The organism is Cytobacillus sp. FSL H8-0458, from assembly GCF_038002165.1.
Classification (GTDB): domain Bacteria; phylum Bacillota; class Bacilli; order Bacillales; family Cytobacillaceae; genus Cytobacillus.
Genome location: NZ_JBBOBR010000002.1, coordinates 513,500 through 534,464 on the forward strand (window position 1 = coordinate 513,500; position 20,965 = coordinate 534,464).

The 20,965-nt window shown below is 43.5% G+C and carries 25 protein-coding genes; 4 read left to right on the plus strand and 21 right to left on the minus strand.

Annotated features, from left to right (window positions below; genetic code table 11):
• Positions 1–6 precede the first annotated feature (6 nt).
• Positions 7–393, minus strand: coding sequence for a hypothetical protein (locus NYE23_RS23710; RefSeq protein ID WP_341081742.1), 387 nt, complete (start codon positions 391–393; stop codon positions 7–9).
• Between the two features lie 206 nt (positions 394–599).
• Here NYE23_RS23710 and NYE23_RS23715 point away from each other — a divergent pair, with 206 nt between their 5' ends.
• Positions 600–1,001: a helix-turn-helix domain-containing protein gene (locus NYE23_RS23715; protein ID WP_341081745.1), complete on the plus strand. Its 402-nt coding sequence runs from the start codon at positions 600–602 to the stop codon at positions 999–1,001.
• A 146-nt stretch (positions 1,002–1,147) separates the two neighbouring features.
• Here the strand turns inward: NYE23_RS23715 and NYE23_RS23720 are convergent, their stop codons facing one another.
• Together NYE23_RS23720 and ssb are read right to left on the minus strand one after the other, a co-directional pair.
• Positions 1,148–1,348, minus strand: coding sequence for a hypothetical protein (locus NYE23_RS23720; protein ID WP_341081747.1), 201 nt, complete (start codon positions 1,346–1,348; stop codon positions 1,148–1,150).
• On the minus strand, positions 1,345–1,713 hold the full coding sequence (ssb, locus tag NYE23_RS23725; RefSeq protein ID WP_341081749.1) for a single-stranded DNA-binding protein: 369 nt from the start codon (positions 1,711–1,713) through the stop codon (positions 1,345–1,347). Before ssb ends, NYE23_RS23720 begins: the two co-directional genes overlap by 4 nt.
• Positions 1,714–1,979: 266 nt before the next feature.
• Here ssb and NYE23_RS23730 point away from each other — a divergent pair, with 266 nt between their 5' ends.
• The gene (locus NYE23_RS23730) at positions 1,980–2,438 is read left to right on the plus strand and encodes a YwpF-like family protein (protein WP_341081751.1); all 459 of its coding nucleotides are present in this window, start codon (positions 1,980–1,982) and stop codon (positions 2,436–2,438) included.
• 19 nt (positions 2,439–2,457) lie between these two features.
• On the opposite strand, the gene NYE23_RS23735 is transcribed toward NYE23_RS23730, so the two are convergent.
• From NYE23_RS23735 to spoIIID, 7 genes are all read right to left on the minus strand, one after another.
• Positions 2,458–2,778: a hypothetical protein gene (locus NYE23_RS23735; protein ID WP_341081753.1), complete on the minus strand. Its 321-nt coding sequence runs from the start codon at positions 2,776–2,778 to the stop codon at positions 2,458–2,460.
• 134 nt (positions 2,779–2,912) lie between these two features.
• The gene (fabZ, locus tag NYE23_RS23740) at positions 2,913–3,341 is read right to left on the minus strand and encodes a 3-hydroxyacyl-ACP dehydratase FabZ (protein ID WP_341081755.1); all 429 of its coding nucleotides are present in this window, start codon (positions 3,339–3,341) and stop codon (positions 2,913–2,915) included.
• A 123-nt stretch (positions 3,342–3,464) separates the two neighbouring features.
• On the minus strand, positions 3,465–3,734 hold the full coding sequence (locus tag NYE23_RS23745; protein WP_341081757.1) for a DNA-directed RNA polymerase subunit beta: 270 nt from the start codon (positions 3,732–3,734) through the stop codon (positions 3,465–3,467).
• Between the two features lie 18 nt (positions 3,735–3,752).
• Complete coding sequence (locus tag NYE23_RS23750; protein ID WP_341081759.1) at positions 3,753–4,580, minus strand: flagellar hook-basal body protein; 828 nt, start codon at positions 4,578–4,580, stop codon at positions 3,753–3,755.
• Positions 4,581–4,614: 34 nt separating this feature from the next.
• Positions 4,615–5,454 carry a flagellar hook-basal body protein gene (locus NYE23_RS23755; protein WP_341081760.1) on the minus strand — a complete coding sequence of 280 codons (840 nt, stop codon included), beginning with the start codon at positions 5,452–5,454 and terminating at the stop codon, positions 4,615–4,617.
• A gap of 196 nt (positions 5,455–5,650) precedes the next feature.
• The gene (locus NYE23_RS23760) at positions 5,651–6,652 is read right to left on the minus strand and encodes a rod shape-determining protein (RefSeq protein WP_061793486.1); all 1,002 of its coding nucleotides are present in this window, start codon (positions 6,650–6,652) and stop codon (positions 5,651–5,653) included.
• A gap of 518 nt (positions 6,653–7,170) precedes the next feature.
• Positions 7,171–7,443: a sporulation transcriptional regulator SpoIIID gene (gene spoIIID, locus NYE23_RS23765; RefSeq protein ID WP_009332173.1), complete on the minus strand. Its 273-nt coding sequence runs from the start codon at positions 7,441–7,443 to the stop codon at positions 7,171–7,173.
• Between the two features lie 691 nt (positions 7,444–8,134).
• Between spoIIID and NYE23_RS23770 the strand changes: the two genes are divergently transcribed.
• The gene (locus tag NYE23_RS23770; protein ID WP_341081762.1) at positions 8,135–8,773 is read left to right on the plus strand and encodes a LysM peptidoglycan-binding domain-containing protein; all 639 of its coding nucleotides are present in this window, start codon (positions 8,135–8,137) and stop codon (positions 8,771–8,773) included.
• Positions 8,774–8,862: 89 nt separating this feature from the next.
• On the opposite strand, the gene NYE23_RS23775 is transcribed toward NYE23_RS23770, so the two are convergent.
• From NYE23_RS23775 to NYE23_RS23805, 7 genes are all read right to left on the minus strand, one after another.
• The gene (locus tag NYE23_RS23775; protein ID WP_341081764.1) at positions 8,863–9,528 is read right to left on the minus strand and encodes a 3'-5' exonuclease; all 666 of its coding nucleotides are present in this window, start codon (positions 9,526–9,528) and stop codon (positions 8,863–8,865) included.
• Positions 9,529–9,545: 17 nt separating this feature from the next.
• Positions 9,546–11,375, minus strand: a complete 1,830-nt coding sequence (locus NYE23_RS23780; protein WP_341081766.1) for a DUF294 nucleotidyltransferase-like domain-containing protein — start codon at positions 11,373–11,375, stop codon at positions 9,546–9,548.
• 58 nt (positions 11,376–11,433) lie between these two features.
• On the minus strand, positions 11,434–13,104 hold the full coding sequence (locus NYE23_RS23785; protein ID WP_341081771.1) for a sodium:solute symporter family protein: 1,671 nt from the start codon (positions 13,102–13,104) through the stop codon (positions 11,434–11,436).
• 93 nt (positions 13,105–13,197) lie between these two features.
• Positions 13,198–13,500 (minus strand): DUF4212 domain-containing protein, encoded by a 303-nt coding sequence (locus tag NYE23_RS23790; protein WP_035328377.1) that lies wholly within the window; start codon positions 13,498–13,500, stop codon positions 13,198–13,200.
• A gap of 148 nt (positions 13,501–13,648) precedes the next feature.
• Complete coding sequence (locus NYE23_RS23795; RefSeq protein WP_035327835.1) at positions 13,649–13,831, minus strand: hypothetical protein; 183 nt, start codon at positions 13,829–13,831, stop codon at positions 13,649–13,651.
• A 305-nt stretch (positions 13,832–14,136) separates the two neighbouring features.
• The gene (locus tag NYE23_RS23800; protein WP_341081776.1) at positions 14,137–14,742 is read right to left on the minus strand and encodes a pyroglutamyl-peptidase I; all 606 of its coding nucleotides are present in this window, start codon (positions 14,740–14,742) and stop codon (positions 14,137–14,139) included.
• Between the two features lie 384 nt (positions 14,743–15,126).
• A complete protein-coding gene (locus NYE23_RS23805; protein ID WP_341081779.1) occupies positions 15,127–16,092 on the minus strand; it encodes a peptidoglycan DD-metalloendopeptidase family protein in 966 nt (321 codons plus the stop codon).
• 142 nt (positions 16,093–16,234) lie between these two features.
• Here NYE23_RS23805 and NYE23_RS23810 point away from each other — a divergent pair, with 142 nt between their 5' ends.
• Positions 16,235–16,654, plus strand: a complete 420-nt coding sequence (locus NYE23_RS23810) for a VanZ family protein (RefSeq protein ID WP_341081781.1) — start codon at positions 16,235–16,237, stop codon at positions 16,652–16,654.
• A 33-nt stretch (positions 16,655–16,687) separates the two neighbouring features.
• On the opposite strand, the gene spoIID is transcribed toward NYE23_RS23810, so the two are convergent.
• The 4 genes from spoIID to NYE23_RS23830 form a co-directional block, all read right to left on the minus strand.
• Positions 16,688–17,719, minus strand: a complete 1,032-nt coding sequence (gene spoIID / locus NYE23_RS23815) for a stage II sporulation protein D (RefSeq protein ID WP_341081784.1) — start codon at positions 17,717–17,719, stop codon at positions 16,688–16,690.
• Between the two features lie 458 nt (positions 17,720–18,177).
• On the minus strand, positions 18,178–19,488 hold the full coding sequence (gene murA / locus NYE23_RS23820; protein WP_341081789.1) for a UDP-N-acetylglucosamine 1-carboxyvinyltransferase: 1,311 nt from the start codon (positions 19,486–19,488) through the stop codon (positions 18,178–18,180).
• Between the two features lie 33 nt (positions 19,489–19,521).
• On the minus strand, positions 19,522–20,262 hold the full coding sequence (locus NYE23_RS23825) for a YwmB family TATA-box binding protein (protein ID WP_341081791.1): 741 nt from the start codon (positions 20,260–20,262) through the stop codon (positions 19,522–19,524).
• Between the two features lie 259 nt (positions 20,263–20,521).
• On the minus strand, positions 20,522–20,782 hold the full coding sequence (locus NYE23_RS23830; protein ID WP_341081794.1) for a DUF1146 family protein: 261 nt from the start codon (positions 20,780–20,782) through the stop codon (positions 20,522–20,524).
• Between the last annotated feature and the right edge of the window lie 183 nt (positions 20,783–20,965).

The following is a 20,965-nucleotide window of genomic DNA, read 5'->3' on the forward strand; positions in this document are numbered from 1 at the left end:
ATTGATTCAGTCTTCAAGTCCTTGATATGCATAAAGGCTTGAAGGCTTTTCTTTTATTTTCGCATATTCCGGCTTATTAGGTTTTTGCGTCAGAAAAGTGACTTTGCTGCCTTCCTTAATAATAAAACAGGATAGCAGCTGGTATGAAGGCTTCTTGTTCCCTGCGTTAATGGCCACATGGCTTAAAAAGAAGTTAAACTTGTAGTGAAGAGTTCTTTCCGTATCGTTGATCAAAAGTGAAGTTTGAGTTCTAAGAGGAATTCTTTGATAGGATTTGTTATTTTGAAGCTTAAGGAGCTGAAGTGCATCATAGAAGCTTGGCTGATGATTGGTATTTAGACTCTTATTTTCTGTTTGAAAATAAAGGTATCCGGTTTCTTCCCCATTATCCATTAAATTGAACCTCCTTTTTATTATTTTCAAAAAGTATATTCGACATATTCCGTGAAAATCCTCCCTGGTTCTTAATGCCTATTCAGCAGTATTTATTATTTGTGAATATTAATCACATTTATAATTGTGACTGCCGTTCACAAACAGCCCTTTTACACTTTATTCCCGCTAAGTTAAAAGAAAGAAAGCAAATGGCGGTGAAAAGGATGTCTTTACCTGAAATACTGAAAAAGTTAAGAACGGACCGAAAGTGGACTCAGGATTTTGCTGCTGAAATGCTGAAAGTGGATCGCTCAACCATTAGCAAATACGAAACAGGCAAGGTCACCCCCACTTACCAAACCCTCGTACAAATGGCAGAAGTATATAAAGTGGACAAGACCTTATTGACTGATGAATTGGAGAGCCCGTCCTCCTACTCAGCGGCGGACAAGTCCGTTTTAAAAGAAAACCCGGATGATAAGGACATGGAGATGATCCGGGAAATCATCAGCCATTTTCCTGACCTGAAAAAATCCCTCCTGGACATATACACCTTTAACGAAAAGAAAAAAGCCCTGGCTGTGAGAATGATTAAGAACAACATTCATGCATTGAAAGAATTTTAGGTTATTCGACAAAATTCGGGTGGTGCCTGTCACCACAAAAATAACCCGGCACAAGAGTACCGGGTTCCAATTTGGGGAAGTTTTGGGGATAAAATTGATTCTCTATATGGAAGGAATATGTGTGGACAGCTGGGTGGGGGATGCCGTCAGTTCATGATGGAGAAGCGTTTAGGTGTTTGCCGCTCTTGTGTATGGCTGTTTTGCATGACCGTTTCACGGATGAGCGATTCAAGCTGGAGGACCCGTTTGTTCAGATCATCAACTCTCTGGTTTGATTTTCCGAGCATCTTGATGAGGCTTTCGAGCATATATTCCAATGCCTTTTCTCTTTCAGACCCTTCATTCAAAATGGCAGCTCCTCCTTGGTCACGGTCACCGGGATGTCCTCTGTCTTTTTCCGGTCAAGGAAGCGGACTGATTCCGCTACCACCTCTGTTACATAAATCCTTTTCTTTTCCTGATTATCATAATGCCTCGTCTGAATTCTTCCGGTTATTCCAATCAGGGTTCCCTTCCGGCAATACTGCGATGTATTTTCCGCGGTTTTTTTCCATAAGGTGCACTGCACAAAATCCGCATCGACTTCACCCTTCTGGCTGCGGTACTGACGGTTTACTGCCAGCGTCACATTCGTCACCGGAATTCCTTCCTGTGTCCTTTTTAGCTCAGGATCCCTTGTCAGCCTTCCCACCAGGGTCACTTGATTGATCATGGTTTTCATCTCCTCTCTTTGATAGCCTTATCATAGCCGGAACTTCTCAACTGTGTAAAAAAGCCAAAATGTGTTTTTCACAGTGCTTTTTCGGCAAAAACACCCCTAAAATTCAATTTCAAGCTCATTTTCTGCAATAAACTGCCTCGAAAATACGATTTTCAGCATTAATAAAAAGAAAATTCGACATACCCTCAAATTCGCTTTCAGTATGGGCTGTGTTATAATTTTTTATAGACAACTTATTTTAGAGATGGAGGTAAGCCATGAAAACATTTAAACTTGTTTCTCTGCAATTGGTGGAAGAAAATGGCCTGATTGATATTGAACTGGATGATGGATTGATTATCAATAAAGAAGATGAGAAGAGCAACTGGCTTCTGGAGGCATTTATTGATAAATCCTATCTTGAGTACTTCAAAAAGCGCGCTGATGATAAAGACGAGCTGACCATCCAAGTTGTTATTACCAAAAAAGAAAACGATCCAGCCGCATTCCAAACTAAAATTACCTCTATCAGCGAACTGGAAAACCATATCAGCATCCTTTTTGAGGGATCACTCAAAAGAACGAAAAACGATTACGCCGAATTGCTGCTTCAGGACCTCTTGGACAAGGGCTATATCGGCGACAGCCTGCTCGAAGAATTTAAGGAAAAAATGCATAGCAAGCCGCGTCTGGCTGCTGCAGCAAAGGAAAATAAAGAAACTCCCGCTCAGTCATGACGGGAGTTTTTTTAAACTATTACTTATCCTTATTATCCTCATCCTGCATATCAAGCTTATCTTCCACAGCATCTTCACCCGGCTCGTTGTTGTCTTCCATCATGTCGCCGTCGTCATCTGTGTTGATGTCGTTGTCATCTGTGTTTTCATTTAAATCATTCGTCATGTCACCGTTGTTGCCGTTTTCACCGTTCATATCGCCATCATTTACATCACCATTATTATCCTCAGTGATTGTATCATCTTCCGGCGGCGGCTCCTGATTGTCAGTGGCACAGCCTGCTAGTAACATGGCGGAAAGAACGGATCCTCCGATAAGTTTTAAAAGCTTTTTATTCATTGTAAAAGCTCCTTTCAAAAGATGTATTGTTGACCTGCTGCATTGGTCTTCCTTTATATTTCCCAAAAAACGAAACAACTTGCATATTTTTTTACAGAAAAAATCCCGCACATTGTGTACGGGATTGTCAATCATTATCGTTCAATCGCAAACATAATTTCTGCTTCCATCGCCACTTCGCCATCCACGGTCGCAACGGCTTTGCCTTTTCCAATTCCTCTGCGGACGGAGAGCAGTTCAACCTCCATGATGAGTGTATCGCCCGGCCGCACCTGGCGTTTCCAGCGGCATTTTTCCACACCTGCAAAAAAGGCGAGTTTTCCTTTGTATTCATCCAGTGACAGCAGTGCCACAGCACCGGTTTGCGCGCAGGCTTCAAGTGTCAGGCATCCCGGGAATACATTGTAATTAGGGAAATGCCCATTGAACACTTCCTCGTTGGCACTTACATTCTTTTTGCCGACAGCTCTTTTTCCGGGCTCAAGCTCTTCAATGGAATCCACGAACAGGAATGGATATCGGTGAGGGATTATTTCTTTGATTTCTTCTACATTCAATTTCATATGTATCGCTCCCATGCATTATTTAGTACCAGATACTAATAGCTTATATTTATTTTACTAAAAAAATGGTGATACGCAAAGTGCCAACAAAAAAAGAAGGGTTTGCCGCCCTCCTTTTCATTTCTATTCTTTTTCCACCAGTTCAACTATATGCATCCAGGTGGACTTTAAAAAAATATCCTTTACTTCTCCGCCGCCAATGACCCCATACCCGACCGCGGCTCCTGCCGTAACGCTCAGGAAAATTAAAAGCACGACAATAATAATCCGAAGCCAGATCGGAATGAGACGGATGCGAACCCGCCCTTTACGCGGTGACTCATCTTTGCTGTGTTCTTTATTCAGTTGTTCACGCGTCTTGACTGCTTCTTGATTACTGTTGTTTACTGACATTTTATTTCCCCTTTTTATCTAACGTATTCCGTTGACCAGCCCCATCATTTGATCAGCCATGGAGACGGATCTGGACTGAAACTGATATGCCCGCTGGAGGTTGATCAATTCTGTCATTTCCTTGGACAAATCCACATTGGAATGTTCCAAAGAACCCTGGGCTATTCCAATCTGTCCGCGGAGCGCACCGTTCAGCTCTGTATAAATCCCCTCGCCATCTATTCCATCCGGCAGGCCAAGAAGATTATCGCCTTTTTGCTCCAGGAATTGAGGCTTGTTGATCAGAACCACTCCAAGATTGAATTCCTGGATGGCACCATTGGCTGCTTCTGCCAAAAAGCTTCCTGTATCGGTTAGTTTTAAATTTTTAGCCTGTCCATTTATTATAATCGAATTATTATTTTCATCAAGAACCGGAAGTCCGTCAGCTGTCACAAGCATGGTCTCATTATCTGAAACCGGTGTTAAATAAAAAGCGCCCGCTCTGGTAAAACGCACCGCTGCTCCGTCTTCCGTCTGCTCCAGCACACGGAAATACTGGCCTTCCTTTGTGAAAGCAAAGTCCAGCGGCCGGTCCGTTGCCTTTAATGAACCCTGCTGCATGACGATTTGGGACTGCGCCAGCTTTGCACCCACGCCCTGCCTGATGCCTCCCGGTGTCAGTCTTCCTGCCTCGGCAGCCGGACTCCGCTGATTATTGAACTGCTGAAAAAGCAAATCAGTAAAATTGGCTTCCCGTCTTTTATAGCCCGCTGTATCAATGTTGGCCACATTATGGCTGACAATATCCATCTGCTTCTGCAGCTGGGCCAGAGTATTTGTTGCCGTGATCATGGTTCGATTCATTGTTTTTCCCCCTTAGCGGGTCTGCCGCTGGACATTACCCGATCCGCCCGATTTCATTTGCGGCTTTCTCCATACTGCGGTCATATGCCTGCAGAACCTTTTGGTTTGCTTCAAAAGAGCGATAGGCTGCCATCATATCCGTCATTGTACGGGAAGCATCTACATTGGAACGCTCCAGATAGCCCTGCTGAAGCTTGAATTGGACATTCTGTGCATTATAGGCATTTTCGAGGATACTCTCTTCGGTCGCTGCAAAAAGACCGTCGCCTTCTTTTCGCAGGCTTTCGGGGTTTTGGGCAAAAGTGATACCGAGTCTGGCTGTTTCGCCCGCTTCACCGATAATCACACCATCTTTACTTACTGTAAAACGGTCACTGGAGAGCTGAATCCGCTCACCCGCATCATCTAAAATATATAATCCGCCTGCTGTCGTCAAAAAGCCCCCGGCATCGAAGGTAAAATTCCCATTTCTCGTATAGCGCGGTTCGCCATCGTTTCCAGCAGCGTTATAAAAAACGGTCCCTCTTATGCCTGTATCCGGATTAACCGGCAAATTAAGATCCAATAATGCCAGGTCTGTCCCGAGGCCTGTTTCCTTCATATCACCCTGCATGAAGGACGGAAGCGTCTCCTGCATATAAACCCCTGTAGTCAGTCTGCCCACTTCATTATTAAAAGGAAGGTTTAGTCCATTTTCAGTCGGCACGGTCTGCCGGCCAATGCGCTGCAGAAGCATCTCCGGAAAAGCCCTCAGGCTCGTCTGGTCTGCTTTAAAGCCGGGTGTATTGGCATTCGCCATATTATTTGTCAGTACTTCCGTTCTCCTCTGCTGTGCAAGCATACCGGAAGCAGCTGTGTAGAAACCTCTAAACATCTGTTTCACCTCTACTTATTCCGAACAATATATTCTAGCTCTATTATAAAAAACTTTCCGACAATAAACATTAATAATTTAAAGAGTTAAGTCAGGTTTTGCAAAAAGCTGTACCTTTATTTCATCGGCTGATATGGAAAAATGTTTACAAGGTGACCCTAAAAGAAAAAACCCGCCAAAGTGGCAGGTTCCTAAGTTATACAAGCTTCTTCTTTGGAAGCTTATCAATATTATCAAGCATGATGCCAGTTCCAACAGCTACGCAATCCATCGGATTCTCTGCAATTAATACAGGGACTTTCAGCTCTTCCGCCAAAAGCTGGTCGATTCCGTGAAGAAGTGCGCCGCCTCCTGTTAAAATAACCCCGCGGTCAATGATGTCTGCAGACAATTCAGGCGGTGTGCGTTCCAGCACGCTTTTAGCAGCCTGGACGATGACATCAACAGATTCTGCCAAAGCACCCTGAACTTCCTCGGATCGAACTGTAATGGTTCTTGGAAGACCTGACACCATATCGCGGCCGCGGATTTCCATTTCTTCGTTTTTGCCGCCAGGAAATACAGTCCCAATCGTTACTTTAATGTTTTCAGCTGTTCTTTCACCGATTAAAAGCTTGTACTCTTTTTTGATGTATTGAAGAATTTCGTTGTCAAACTTATCTCCGGCCATTTTTATGGATGAAGACGTCACAATGTCACCCATTGATAAAACCGCGACATCTGTTGTACCCCCGCCGATGTCGACAACCATGTTACCGCTCGGCTGGAAGATGTCCATGCCTGCTCCGATGGCCGCAACCTTCGGCTCTTCTTCGAGGTAGATCTTTTTACCGCCGCTTTTTTCAGCCGCTTCCCTGATCGCTTTCTGTTCAACACCTGTCACATTTGTCGGGCAGCAGATCAGAATGCGCGGCTTTGATAAGAAGCCTTTAACATTCAATTTGTTGATAAAATGCTTCAGCATCGCTTCTGTTACATCGAAGTCAGCAATAACCCCGTCTTTTAGCGGTCGGATTGCCACGATGTTCCCCGGCGTACGGCCGACCATGCGGCGTGCTTCTTCTCCTACGGCCAGCACCTTGTTTGTATTTCGGTCAATTGCCACTACCGATGGTTCATTCAGCACAATACCGCGGCCTTTAACGTGAATTAGCACGTTGGCTGTTCCTAAATCAATCCCAATATCCCTAGCAAACATTTCTTTTTTTCCTCCTTGCAACATGGCCAGCTTCTGTCCGCACCTTTGAAGGCTCTCTCTATTTAGGCATTCTGAAAGCGAACTTCGCTTATTAATTTTTTAGTTAGATGATCAAATCATTATTCGCAACAGCAGTTCAAGCCACGCAAAAAAATCAGTTCTTTAATAAAAGAAATGATTTTGCCTGGCGTCTCTTTAGGAGTCCTAGTCTTTACGAACCAAGTTCTATCCTAATTTTATATTTTATCACATTCCTTGTGAAAGCAGTAACATTTTGACAGAATTTGTGAGACTTTTTGAGGGTTTTTGTCGAAATTGGGAAAACGATGCAGGCGACTTGAGAAGGGGCTTAAATCCATAGAGCAAAGCCTTGGTTTTAGGCTATGGAATCAGCTTATGAGCTTTTAGCCCCCGGAGCCGCAATTGAGGTTCATGTACAGCTTGGAAAATTAGCCGTGACACTGTTAAAATGGCAGTTTTTAGCCTTTGACGCCTTTATCGGCGCCATTTGTTTCATTTCATTTAACTGGCTCTTCTTCCATTTCTTCTTTTTTATACTTCATTTTAGTGGCTTCCCCGCCGCGCAGATGGCGGATCGATTTATGATAATCCAGGATTTCCTTTACTTCGTTTGCCAGTTCAGGATTGATTTCAGGCAGTCTTTCCGTCAAGTCTTTATGGACTGTACTTTTGGATACGCCAAACTCCTTCGCGATTACGCGAACCGTTTTTTTCGTCTCCACGATATACTTTCCAATCTTGATAGTTCTCTCTTTGATGTAATCGTGCACACCACTCGCCCTCCCCAATTTGGATGTGAGAAGTGTGAAATGAGACTCGCTTTCTGTCTGGATTTTAACTGTATTCCGCATGGGTTCCTGATTAATTGAAGTTAATCGTACATGCGCCTGAAAAGCTTGCTTTCAGTTTGCGATAATTAAACATGTCCTCAACATATTCATTAGTTTAGTAAAACGATCCCTCACTTCATACATTCTCTTTGTAAGGTTTGTAACAGTTTATTAGCTTGGTTGAGGGAATATGCACGAAAAACGCAATAAGGACAAGGTTTTGTGTAAATTTTTTGAAAATAGGACATCTGGAAGTCAAAATAAGAAATGTTTTCAAAAAATCCTTTGGGGTAATTAAAAATTAAGCAGTCTAAAGACCGATGTCCACTTCCCTAATTTTAAATGTTCAATTTATAAGTTTCGGGACTTTCCCCGCAGATTCGACAAAATCCTTCATTGCCGGTTAATTCATCGCGGAAACAATAAACCATTTCATTTTCATCAGAAAATTGCATATATCTAGGAATTACAGAGCGCATTGAACTATATGCATTTTCGGAAACAAGAGAAAAGAGCCAGGAACTCCTCCCTATTGTGAAGCGGATATTTATACCGTACTATTTTTTTCGGAAAACAATTCATTTAATTGGTTATGACACCACAATATTCCAATAGATAGGATGAATATAGTATGCAAACACGCAAGGAAAGGATTCTAAATGATAAAAGAAAGAAGATAAAAGCAAGAGGAATGACAGCAGCCAGCACCCTTTTTGCAGCAGTAATTGCATCAGCCGGTTTCAGCGCTTCAGAAAATGAAGCTTATGCATTGACAGGATTCTATAAAGTGAAGCAGGGAGATACTTTATATAAAATCTCCAGAGAACATGATATGACTGTTAAAGAATTGAAAGCGGTTAACCGGCTTAAGTCTGACAAGATCCAGCCGGGCCAAACACTGGAGGTTCGGATTGAACGGCATACAGAAGATTCCTTTAATAACCAGACAGCTGTTTATACCGTGGTGCCGGGTGATACACTTTGGGGAATCGCAAAGCGCTACCGTATGAATGTCAATGAACTGAAAACATTGAACAAATTAAAAAGGGATATGGTCCTCATCAATCAAAAAATAATCATTAAAGGGGATATTTCCAAAACAAAGGCTATCATTACCGGTGCAGCAGACAATTTTACGGTCGAATTTAAAAGCGGGAATGATTATTTTACATTAAAGGTACCGTATGGGACAGCACTGTCTTATCAAAAAATGTCAGGAAAAGAAATCCTCGTGGTTTACAAGGACGATGCTCTGATCAATATACAATAAAGGGATGGAAAGCCGGATTCAGCCGGCTTTTCTTCGTTAACCACATCACCCACCCGCTCATCAACATTCCACCCACGTATGTCTGACGCTTAATAATGCAGAGATCTCATTTGACTCTCTGTTGCTTTAATCAATTCCCCCCAGGTTTTATGGCCCCTCAGCTGAAATTGAAAAAGCAGCTCAACAAATAGGTAAGCGGTCGTTAAAGCGTCCCCAGCTGCACAATGGCGGTCATATATGCGGGTGCCGAATGCCATGGCATACCTTTCAAGGTCACGCATATCGCAAGACGGAGCAATAAATCCAATCAGATCCAGCGTATCAATGGTCAGGAAATTTTTTAATGCAAGCTTTTCGCGCTTACATTCACTCTTTATAGCCAAGGCATCGAAGCTTACATAATGCCCAATCAGGCATACTGCCTCCCTTGATTCGACATACTCAAAAAAGCTCTGAATAGCTTCCATGGCCTGCGGGGCATCTTTTACCAGCTCATCGGTAATGGAGGTTAGTTCTTTTATTTCCCGAGAAATTTGTCGTTTTGGGTTAACATATGTCTGAAAAAGGTCCTTTTCCAGCACCTGAAATCCTTTTACCGGAACGGCGCCAATTTCAATGATCCGGTCTGCCGCAGAAACCTGAAATCCTGTTGTTTCCGTATCAAAAACAATAAAATTCAGATCTTCCAGGGGAGTGGATAATGGAATATTTTCATATTTTAATGAACATGACACATTTTTTCTGAGAAAGAACATACCAGCCTCCTTTTTAGCTATAATGAGAATTTTGCAATTGCCTGGCTCTGCAGCTCCTTTAATGTCTTTAAGCTTAGAATCAATTCTTCTTTTTCACGGGTAGACATTCGGGAAAATGAGACAACGGAAGATGGTGCGGCACCGTTTTCTTCCTGCTGCCAGCGCTGGGTGACATACAACGTCAATATAGTGCTTACAGAACCACTCAAATCGTGTGCAAACTCCTTTGAGAATACCTGCCTTTCCTGCAGGAAATCTATTTTCTCAAGCGGTGTGCCTGATAGTTTCCCATGCATCAGTGACAGTATCTGCAGGCTATGGTGATAGGGAAATAAAACTTCTTTTTTCATATCCATGCTTTTGCGCTGCAGCTTAAATAAGGACCGTAGCGGCTGATCCAACGTGGGAATGACATGTTCCCTTTCAAGCTGTGCCAGCCGGTATAAAAAAATCCTGGACCTTTTCATCTGCTCCCGAGCCATTGCTTCAAATTTTGCATGCAGCCCTTCACTCCCCGCAATTAGCCGATAGGAGAAAAAGTTTTGCGCTAACAGTAAATTGTCGTTAGTGGATTGAAGCAGCCAGGTTCGCAGCCGCTCCTCCCATACTGCCAGTGAACCCCTCCATTTCTGCTCACTGCACATCATGAGGCCCTTGCACCGAGCGTAGCCGGCACTCTCCATGTTAGAAGTGATCCTATTTCCCAGCTCTTCAAAAAAATCCTCTGCTTCCTCCGATTGGCTCTCATAAACCAGGAAATGGTCCTGATCTGTGAGCATGAACTGTTCTCCACGGCCGCTGGAGCCCATGTGATAGAAAGCAAATTCGCATGGCTGCTGCAAGCCTTTTTCCCTCAGTTCAGAAATTGATAGTGCTATAATTCTGCCGCTCATGCGATCGTATAGCTTTGTAATGATCTCAAGCGTTTTTAATACAGGAACACGGTCTCTTATTAAAGAATTAATTATCTCATAGATGCCGGTTTTTACTTGCGGAAGGCTGTCTCGATCGGCTTTTTCGATTTTTTGAACCGTCTTTATCACATTCTCATTTTTCTTTCTCAGCAAATCTGATAGTGTCACTATCCCTGCGACCTTTGAATCTTCCATTACGGGCAGGTGTTTGATTCCCTTAAACAGAATCAGTGAAAGGGCGTCATAATAATAAGCGGACCTTGATACCGTAACCGGACCCGCTGTCATAATGGTGCTTGCTGGAGCAGTAATATCTGCCCCTTCAGCAGCAACCCCTTCCACAATGTCTCTTTCCGTAATAATTCCTTTTAAGCTGTCCTTATCTGTAACGAGGACTGAACTAATCTTTCTTTTAAGCATGAGCCGGGCTGCTTCCTGAATGGTTGCAGCCGGGCTGACTGCGGCTGCCTCACTGCTCATAACATCCTGAACCCGGATCATGAATGCATCATTTTCCCCATAATCTGTTGCAAGCTTGACCTGTTCTGCAAGTGACGTGTATACATCCTTCAATCTCACGGCAACCTGAGTCAGCAGGTAATCATGAACTGCAGGATCATCCCATCTTTTTCTCACCACTTCAAACGGAATGAACATCGCCGTTACCTCACTGGAGGCTTTGACTTCGACAAGCTCAACAGAGGTCTGTTTGGATACACCCAGGAAATCGGCGAGGCTGGAAAATCCAATCAACTCTCCTGTCTGGACCACTTCGAGCACTTCCTCCCTCCCGCTGTGGTCATTTTTCACAAATACCTCTGAAAGACCTTCTAATAGGAGCAGAAGGCCTTCACGAGGTTTATTTTTTTTCAGTATCACGTCATTTTTTTTGTAGTGGCGTACTTCGCACATGGATAGAAGTGAAAGGGCCATGTCAGATTCCACCCCATGAAAAAAGGGGTGAAACCGCACAGCCTCGAGATTGTATAGGTTATAGAGATTTTGATCCATCATCGTTCATCCATACTTCACCATCTTTATATACCATTTGCTCCGGATAGCGAAGATCCATAACTTCCTCCTGAATTTTTTGCGAAGGAGCAGCTGTCATGAGAGAAACAATGATATTAGCTGCAAATGCAGCTGTGGCACCAAACACACCGGCACCTGTATCAATGATTCCCAAGATTGTAAATCCTCCATATTTAGCTGCAAAGATGTACGCCAAGGTAACACCTAACCCGACCAGCAGGCCGGCAATAACCCCCTGTGAGTTTGAACGCTTCCACCAGACACCCAGAACTAGCGCCGGGAAGAATGTCCCTGTCGCGAGCGCGAATGCCCAGGCAACAATTTGCGTAATGGCTCCTGGCGGGTTAAGCGCGATCACACCGGCCAAAAGAGTGGCGATGACAATAGACCATCGGGCAACTGAAAGACGTGTTTTTTCAGTTGAATTCGGCTTTAGCACCCGGTAAAAAATATCGTGAGCAAATGCGGAAGAAATCGCAATCATCAAACCTCCGGCCGTTGATAACGCAGCAGCCATTGCACCTGCTGCCACAAGACCGATGACAAACATGCCAAGATTGGCAATTTCCGGTGTCGCCATAACCACAATATCATTCGAGATAATGAGTTCGTTCCATTGAAGGACTCCGTCGCCATTGCCATCTGCTACTTGCAGCTTGCCTGTATCAACCCAGGTCTTTGTCCAGGCTGGGAGCTCCGTAATTTTGCTGCCGGCAACCTGTGTCATTAAAATGAAACGGGAGAATGCAGCGTATGCAGGTGCAGACAGATACAGCAAGCCGATGAACAGCAATGCCCATGCTCCCGACCAGCGGGCTGCCTTCATCGTTGATACCGTATAGAAACGGACAATTACGTGCGGCAGTCCTGCAGTACCAGCCATCAGGGTAAACATAAGGGCAAGGAACTGCCACTTTGTTCCATTTGTAAATGGCGCAAAGTATTCAGAGATCCCCATTTCACGGTCGAGCTCACCCATTTTACCTACAAGCTCTCCGTAAGAAAGCCATGGTGCCGGGTTTCCTGTAATTTGCAGGGACATGAAAACGACTGGAATAATATAAGCAATAATCAAAATGACATACTGAGCAACCTGCGTCCAAGTAATCCCCTTCATGCCTCCGAATGCAGCATAAAAGGCAATCAGAACGACACCGATCATGGTTCCAAGCTTTGCATCAATTTCAAAAAGACGGCCAATAACTACTCCGGAACCGGAAAGCTGGCCAATCGAATAGGTGAAGCTGATGATGATTGTACAAAGGGCTGCAATCACTCGTGCTGTGTGGCTGTCAAAGCGGTCACCGATGAATTCCGGAACCGTGTAGCGGCCATATTTCCGCAGCTGTGGTGCCAGCAGGAAGGTTAAGAGCAGGTATCCGCCCGTCCAGCCCATAATATAGGCAAGACCGTCATAACCCAGAAGCATGATCGTTCCTGCCATCCCGATAAAGGAAGCAGCACTCATCCAGTCAGCGCCAATCGCCATTCCATTGAAGATTGGCGGCACTCCGCGGCCGGCAACATAGAACTCAGAAGTTTCTTTGGCCTTATTGTAAACGGCTATGCCAATATACAAAGCAAATGTAGCTAAAATGATAGTTAATGAGACCAAAAACTGTGTATCCAAGAACATCCCCCTTTTTTTCGATCGATTTTTTTATGACGCCGCTTTTTTCTCTCTGTATAGCGGAAGCTTGAACAGCCGCTCATTTTTCGTTAATTAATGATCAAGAACTTTCCCTGAACTGATTTGTTCATTTTTGTTTTCATCTATTCCATATTTCCGATCAATTGCATCTCCCATTTTTGCATTAACAAACAGCAGAATGATAAACGTCAGTACAGCTCCCTGTGCGCCCATAAAGTAGTGGAAGGGGAATCCGTTAATGGTAATATCGCTTAATGGTTCTGCGAAAAAGACAACTCCAAAAGAGGCAAGAAAGCCAATAGCAAAATAAATGATCATATTCCGAGTCTTTTCGCGAAAATAACTGTCCGCTACTTTTTTATCGATTTTCTTCAAAAAACTCCACCCCCGTTAAAAATGATAAATTTGCAGATCAATTTTGATGAAAAGGTTGTATTGGTAGGGAATCACTCCTTAATTGGAATATGTACAGCTGAATCGCTGCTATTTTACCGGATCCATTATCCGGACCCGGACAAAACCATTACCTTAAACTGAAAATAAATTTGACTGTATCCATGAAAGGTGCTGGAACAAGAATGATTTGAACGAGGAAGTAAGCAAAGATTGATAGAAATGGGACTGCCAGGAAAATTGGCCTTTTCTTCCTTAAAGCAAGAAAGAGACAAATTCCTGTAATGATCATCATAGACAGTAACGGAAGCAATTGGTTTCCCCCTTTTTCGAAAGCGCTGTCATTTTTCCTCTTTGTGTTTATGCTTCAAGATGGGCGCTTGACGTGTTTTCTGATTTCATTTAATTTTAAGAAAATTCATACTTCATTATGTACAAAAATCATTTCCAGGTCAAGTACATGCTGGGAATATCTATAAATTTTTTTAAGGAATTAATCTATCCTTTGATATATAAGGGTTTTATTCAGTAAAAATGGATAGCGGGAACTTTAGGGTATTAGAGGAAAACACTATATTAATAATAGAAACTGCTAAAAAAAAGAGCCAATCCGGCTCCTTAGTCCAATTCTTTTATGATAAGCGTAATTGCTTCCAGCAGATCGGCATCTGACCAGCTTGCCATGCTTTTTTTACTGACAGCCGCCAGGGCATGGGATGCAGGTATGTGCACAAAACCCGCCGGTAATTCAGTGTTTGTCGATTTTAGCAGGTGAAGCACGGAATACATCACGTTGTTGCATAGATACGTCCCAGCTGTGTTTGAGATGGCTGCAGGATATCCCGCTTCCTTAAGTCTATTAACCATCCGCCGGATCGGCAGGGTGGAAAAATAGCCATCGGGACCATTTTCCTCTATCAGTTTGTCCTCAGGTGCGACTCCGCTATTATCCGGCTCGCCGTCCTGGCAATTGATCGCGATTCTCTCAGGAGTGATGGCTGTCCGTCCGGCAGCCAGCCCAAGAGAAATTACTGCATCAGGCTTTTTCCCGACCACTTCCTCTACTATTTTCTTAGGTGCAAGATTAAAATCAACCGGCAGCAGATGCCCCCTAATTTCATAATTTCCAACCGCTTTGCCATCCAGTGCATTCACAATCTTTTCTGTAGGATTGATCGAAAAATCCAGAAAAGGTTCAAAACCGGTTAACAGCAGCTTCTTCATGTCTTTCTCCCCCTATATAACACTTCGTTTTTCGAAATATTATACAGGATAATGACGAAATTGTCGAAAAAATACTGATTCGATAAAAATCGGGTGGTGCCTGTCAAAAGAAAAGCGGAAGCGCCTTGCCCCACGAAGGAACGCAGACTAAGAACGCCCCGTCCTGTGGCAACGTGCATGACCCCCAAAAGCTGTCGCTTTCGGTCGTGCGATTGTTTATGCTGACGAAGCCTTCATTGTCCTGGGGGCCTCACCTCGAGGGGGCAGGCGCTCCTCCTAAAAGCTAACGCTTTTAGTCCTGCGATGTTTATGCTCCCGAAGCGTCCCTTGTGGAGCTAGACATCACTCAAAAAAGAGCCTGCCATTTCGGCAGACTCTCTATGATTATGCGTCAGTTGATTCAGTTGCAGTGTCTTCTTCAACTTGGTCGTCAGTTTGACCTTCGTCTTCGGAAGTTCCAGCTGGGTCTTCTTCTGTATCAGCAGACTCGTCTTCTTCCGTATTTCCGGCATTTTCATCTGCAGATTCTTCAGCAGAACCTTCGTCTTCCGTATTGCCAGACTCTTCAGCGGACTTGTCCTCAGAAGGAGCAGCCTCATCGTTTTCTTCAGTTGCACCGCTGTTTTCCTCAGCGTCTGCTTTGTCAGCTGTGTCCAGCTCCTGTAAAGAGCTTAGCGGCTTATTGAAGAAATCAAGCGGATTGACCGGCGTTCCGTCTTTGCGGATTTCAAAGTGTACATGTACGCCTGCTTCTTCATTAAACAAGCTTTCGCCTGCCTTAGCAAGTACATCACCCTGTTCTACCTGGTCGCCAACCTCAACATTCATCTCTGTAACAGATTGATATTGTGTTACAATTCCTTTGTCATGCTCCACTTCAATGACATTGCCCAACAGTGAATCTTCTTCTACCTTGGTAACTTTTCCGCTTAATGCAGCAAGGACATCAAATGTTTCTCCATCCTTAGTGGCAATATCAATACCTGTGTTCGGATGGTATGTGTTATTGTAAAATACTAGAGCAGCTTCCTGTTCTTCAGCCTTGCCGTCATAGTCGTAGAATTGTTTTTGAATGACAGCTGAGTCTGGGTCTTTGACAGGCATTACGAAGTTTTCCATTGCGCGGTTAACTTCCAATGCTGGCTCGTCGTACTTTTTGCCGGTAATATCAGTGGCTTCGTAATCGTAGCTGTCAGTGTCTGTAGCGTTGTCGCTAGTCTGGTACCAAAGAACACCGGTTAGAATGATTGCTGCACTTGCAATGTAGATAGCTGGGAATGCCCACCGCTTTTTCATAAAGCGTTTAAAGCTGGAATCTTGAGAAGATCGTTTCTTTTCTTCCTCTCTCATTTATCATCACCTCAGCAATCAGTCTGAACAGATTGAGAGGATTATATACATTTCTCAAAAAAAATTTTTTGGGCTTATTTTTCGACAAACGTTTTAGGATTATGCATGATACTAGAAAAAAATTAAAAAGGAGTTACTAAGAATGGTTAAGTGGATAATACGTGTGCTGCCCTTCCTATATATGGCGCTAATTTGGATCCTGTCCAGCATGCCTGCTGATGCTGTGGTGGAGCTGCCGGATTTGGCGATGGACCGGTTTATTAAAGAATCTATGCATCTGATTGAGTTTGGTATTTTGTATGTTCTTCTTGTTCTGGCAGCGTTGACTGCAGTAAAGCTGACACCGGGAGTGAATATTCTTTTGGCTGTGTTTGCGTGCTTCTATGGTATTCTCGATGAGATCCACCAGTCATTTGTACCGTACCGGTCTGCTGCTGTGATTGACGCTGTTAAGGATATTACCGGTGTGGCGGTGTGCTGGTATTTTATCAGCAGGGCTCTTTTTTATGGGCGGTTTAAAAGGCTTGGTAAGCTTCTTGGTTTCTTTAATAGGGCAAAATGAAAGAGCTGATTCTCTATGAACCAGCTCTTTCGTTTATTTTTTAGCCGTTACTTTCGTCAGCAATTGGTCAGACGCCGCAATTTCCACTCCTTTATAATAGTGGGCAACGATTTCTTTGTAGTTCTTTCCTTCAGCTGCCATGCCATTTGCGCCGTATTGGCTCATGCCGACTCCATGGCCGTAGCCCTGTGTGTTGATAATGATATTGTCACCTTTGCGTTCCCAGGTAAAGTCTGTTGATTTCAGGCCCAGTTTCTCTCTGATGTCTTTTCCGCTGACTACTTTCCCGTTAATATCCACTTTTGAAACCCGCTGGCCGGCTGTTCGCTCAGTCACTGTGCCAATGGTGCTGTCATTTGGAAGCTTCACGCCCAATTTCCTTTCAAAATCCTGTACAGTGAATACCTCTCTGCCGTTAAACTTAGGAGACTCCAGGTCCCATTTGCTTTCTACACTCTTTAAATAAGGAACGGAATTTGGCCAGATGGCTTCGGAATTTTCGGTGAAGCCATTGCTTGTTGAAAAAAAGGAAGCTGTTATCGGTGAGCCGTCGAAGGTGAGGATCTGGCCTCTTGTTGAGTTTACGGCATCTTCAACCTTTTGAATTTTCCATTTGTAGTCAGGTCCCCAAATTTGCTTAAGTTCACTTTCACTTTTATAAACCTGGTGGGTTACGGTATCATACACTAATGCCCCTTCAGGAAGTTCCACGCTATCTTTGTTCATCATTTGTTTCACAATAAAAGTTCTTGCCGCCAATGCCTGCGCCTTTAAAGCTTCTTCTTCAAACTCGGCCGGCATTTCCGATGCTACCACTCCGACAATATAGTCTTCAAGCGGTACCGTCTCCAGCTTTTTCTGTGCAAGGCGGTAGACCCCTACCTCTATGGCTGGCCCTTGAGGAATTTCTGCCGCTGTCTCTTTCTTGGCATCAGTCTTAAGCTCCTCACCAAGCTTCCCGCTGACATTCCCTTCTGTAAAAGGAATCACAAGCAGGGAGGGAACGATGAGCGTGACGGCAAACAACAGTGCGGCTAGTACGATGAAAGGTTTGAATTTTGTCATGTTTTAAGCCTCCATAGCAAATAAATAATTCGAACTCAATTCATGTTTATGGCTATGGACAAGCTAATATGACAATAGATTAATATTTGCTTCTGAAGCCAGGGAAAAGGGGTAAACCTGCTGGGAAATTAAACGTTTTTGAATTTATTACGTAACAAAAATTTTTTTCTTCCTAGAAGCAGTGGATTTCCAGCTATTTTAACATCGAAGTCCTATGTCTTTTCCATTTGTGTGCGGATAGGGCAAATTTGTGTGCGGATAAGTTTTTTTATGTGCGGTTAGGCCTGATTTATGTGCGGAAACTAGATTGATTGAGCGCTCGATCGAAAAATAGCATATCAAAAACCGCAGAATCGATTTGTCAGTCCTCTGACAGCTCGATTCTGCGGTTTCAGTTTGAAATGCGCGCAAGGCGACTATTTTGACGACTCTAAGGAAGCCGCCTTGATTGGCATTACTTATGCGTTCATGTCAGAAACAAGACCATTATTAACAGGTGTTTCTTCCACTTCTGTCACACGCTCAATATCTGCTCCCAGTCCGGCAAGCTTTTCATGGAAGTCCACGTATCCGCGGTCAAGATGCTTCAGCTCTGTTACGCGTGTTACGCCATCTGCCACCAATCCAGTAAGGATCAAGGCTGCAGCTGCACGAAGATCTGTCGCAGCTACTTCTGCTCCCTGCAGATTGCTTGGTCCGTTCATGATCACAGAACGGCCTTCAATTTTAACATCGGCGTTCATGCGGCGGAATTCCTCCACATGCATGAAACGGTTTTCGAATACAGTTTCCGTAATCACACTTGTACCCTGAGCGTGAAGCAATAGGGCCATCATTTGTGATTGCATGTCTGTCGGGAAGCCAGGATGAGGCATTGTTTTAATATCAACTGCCTTCAACTTGTCTGGACCCAGTACACGGATGCCTTCAGCTTCTTCAATGAAGGTAACACCCATTTCTTCCATTTTAGCGATTAATGAAGCAGAATGCTCAAGTACAGCACCCTTTACAAGAACGTCTCCGCCTGTAATAGCAGCTGCCACCATGAATGTGCCTGCTTCAATGCGGTCAGGAATGATGTTGTGCTCTGCACCGAACAGTACGTCCACACCTTCAATGCGGATCGTGCCCGTTCCTGCTCCTTTAACTTTGGCACCCATTTTATTAAGGAAGTTAGCCAGGTCCACAATTTCAGGTTCCTTTGCTACGTTTTCCAAAACCGTTGTGCCTTTAGCTAATGTTGCAGCCATCATAATGTTTTCCGTAGCACCAACGCTAGGGAAATCGAGATATATTTTTGCTCCGTGCAAGCGGCCTTCAGGTGCTTCCGCTTCAATAAAGCCATTACCAACCTTTACTTTTGCACCCATCGCTTCAAAGCCTTTTAAATGCTGATCGATTGGGCGGGAACCGATTGCGCAGCCCCCTGGCAATGCCACACGGGCACGGCCATTTCTTGCTAATAAAGATCCCATGACTAAAACTGAAGCACGCATTTTGCGTACATATTCAAATGGTGCTTCTACCTTCAACTCTCGAGATGCATTTACTGTTACTGTATTATTTTCAAACTCCACTTCGGCGTTTAAATAGCGTAATACTTCATTAATAGTATATACATCGGAGAGTGTTGGGACATCACGAATTACGCTTTTGCCATCACTTGCTAACAGTGTTGCGGCGATAACCGGTAAAACAGCGTTTTTTGCTCCTTCAACTTTGACAGTACCGCTTAACCTATTTCCGCCGCGGACGATGATTTTATCCAAAGTGTATTCCCCTCCGCGTCCAATTTCTCTATATTAATATTCAATCGTTATGATGGGTGTGCCAATAACTATGTTTGTCTTGGCGCCCATTCCATTTGTCCGTAATCCAAGCTGCATGTTCATTTCATTGCCATTTGTCTCAATGAATTCACCAAAAAGCGGCGAATTTGCTGATGCTGAAATAAATTGGTCTTCTTTTAGTGCTTCTATTTCTGTCGCATCAAAAGCGTCCAGTAGTTGATTTGCAGTATCAGGCAAAGACTTATTAATCTTATCATTGAATTCGCCTTGGATACAAGAGAAAATTGTGGCATTTCCTCGAAAAATGTCAGAAATCTTACTATTTAGTTCTGCAGCCAGTTTGCTCTGTTCTTGTTTCCAACCCTGACCTTTGGCCTCATAAATCACATACGTCTGAACTTGACCTTTTGTGGGGGTTGATAAAATTTTTACTGCTTCTGACTGAGCATCTGTTTGCTTAATAATAGCTTTTGCTGCCCACGATTTTTCTGTTTTTTGAAAGCTCCATTTCCAATCAGGATATTTTGACTGCAATTCACTTGTGAATGCTTTTACTTCCTGAAGGTTTTGGGTTTCCATTTTTTCTCTCGCATGCAAAGTCCAATCTTTGATTAAAATATTCTCGCCCTGTAAAATCGAGGCCATCGTTAACAGGTCAAGCTCCCCTTTGGCTACAGTCGTCTTATTCCCAATGTTTATCATCATGAAACCAATAATGGCAATAATAGATAATGTAATGAATGATTTTTTCATCTGAAACTCCTCCCCTTAGTACCATTGTTACCAAGGATAGAGTGAGCATACTTGGGAATTGTCGTCACTTTTTGACAAACTGAAAAGGCAGCAAAACACTATTAATTTCGATGCTTTTTTACCTTTCTATGCATACTTTGCAAATCATTTCACAAGATAGTATGTATGCAGGAAAACAAGCAACAAAAAAGATTTTACTCAATAATTGTCTAATTGAAAACATGTATGAAGACCTATATTTATAAAAAATTGACCGGTTTTACATCACATAAAGAAACGTGATGTTCTGCAGTATAAGCGGAAGCTGCTGGGACCATAAAAGATAATCGAGAAAGAAGTTGCTGACGGCAGATCCAATTACAATTGAAAGCAGAACATACAAAACACGTGCCTGAAAAACATGATTCGCCCGCAAAAGGGTTTCAAACCGCAATGCCTGAAGCGCCCACCAGGCCAGCGCAATAAACACCAGATGAGACATAATGCTGATGAGTGCCTGCTGCCCAAATCCTGATATCATCTACTTCCCTCCTTTAATTCATTGCCACTTCGCTTACCTGCTTTGTGTGCTACAATACCATTTGACGTTTATACTATCAGGTAAGTTTCATGAATAGCTGTTTTTTGAAAATTAAGTTTCTTTGTTTTTCGCAGTTTATAAGTCCATTATATCGAATTGTCGAATAAACCCGAAGTCTAAACC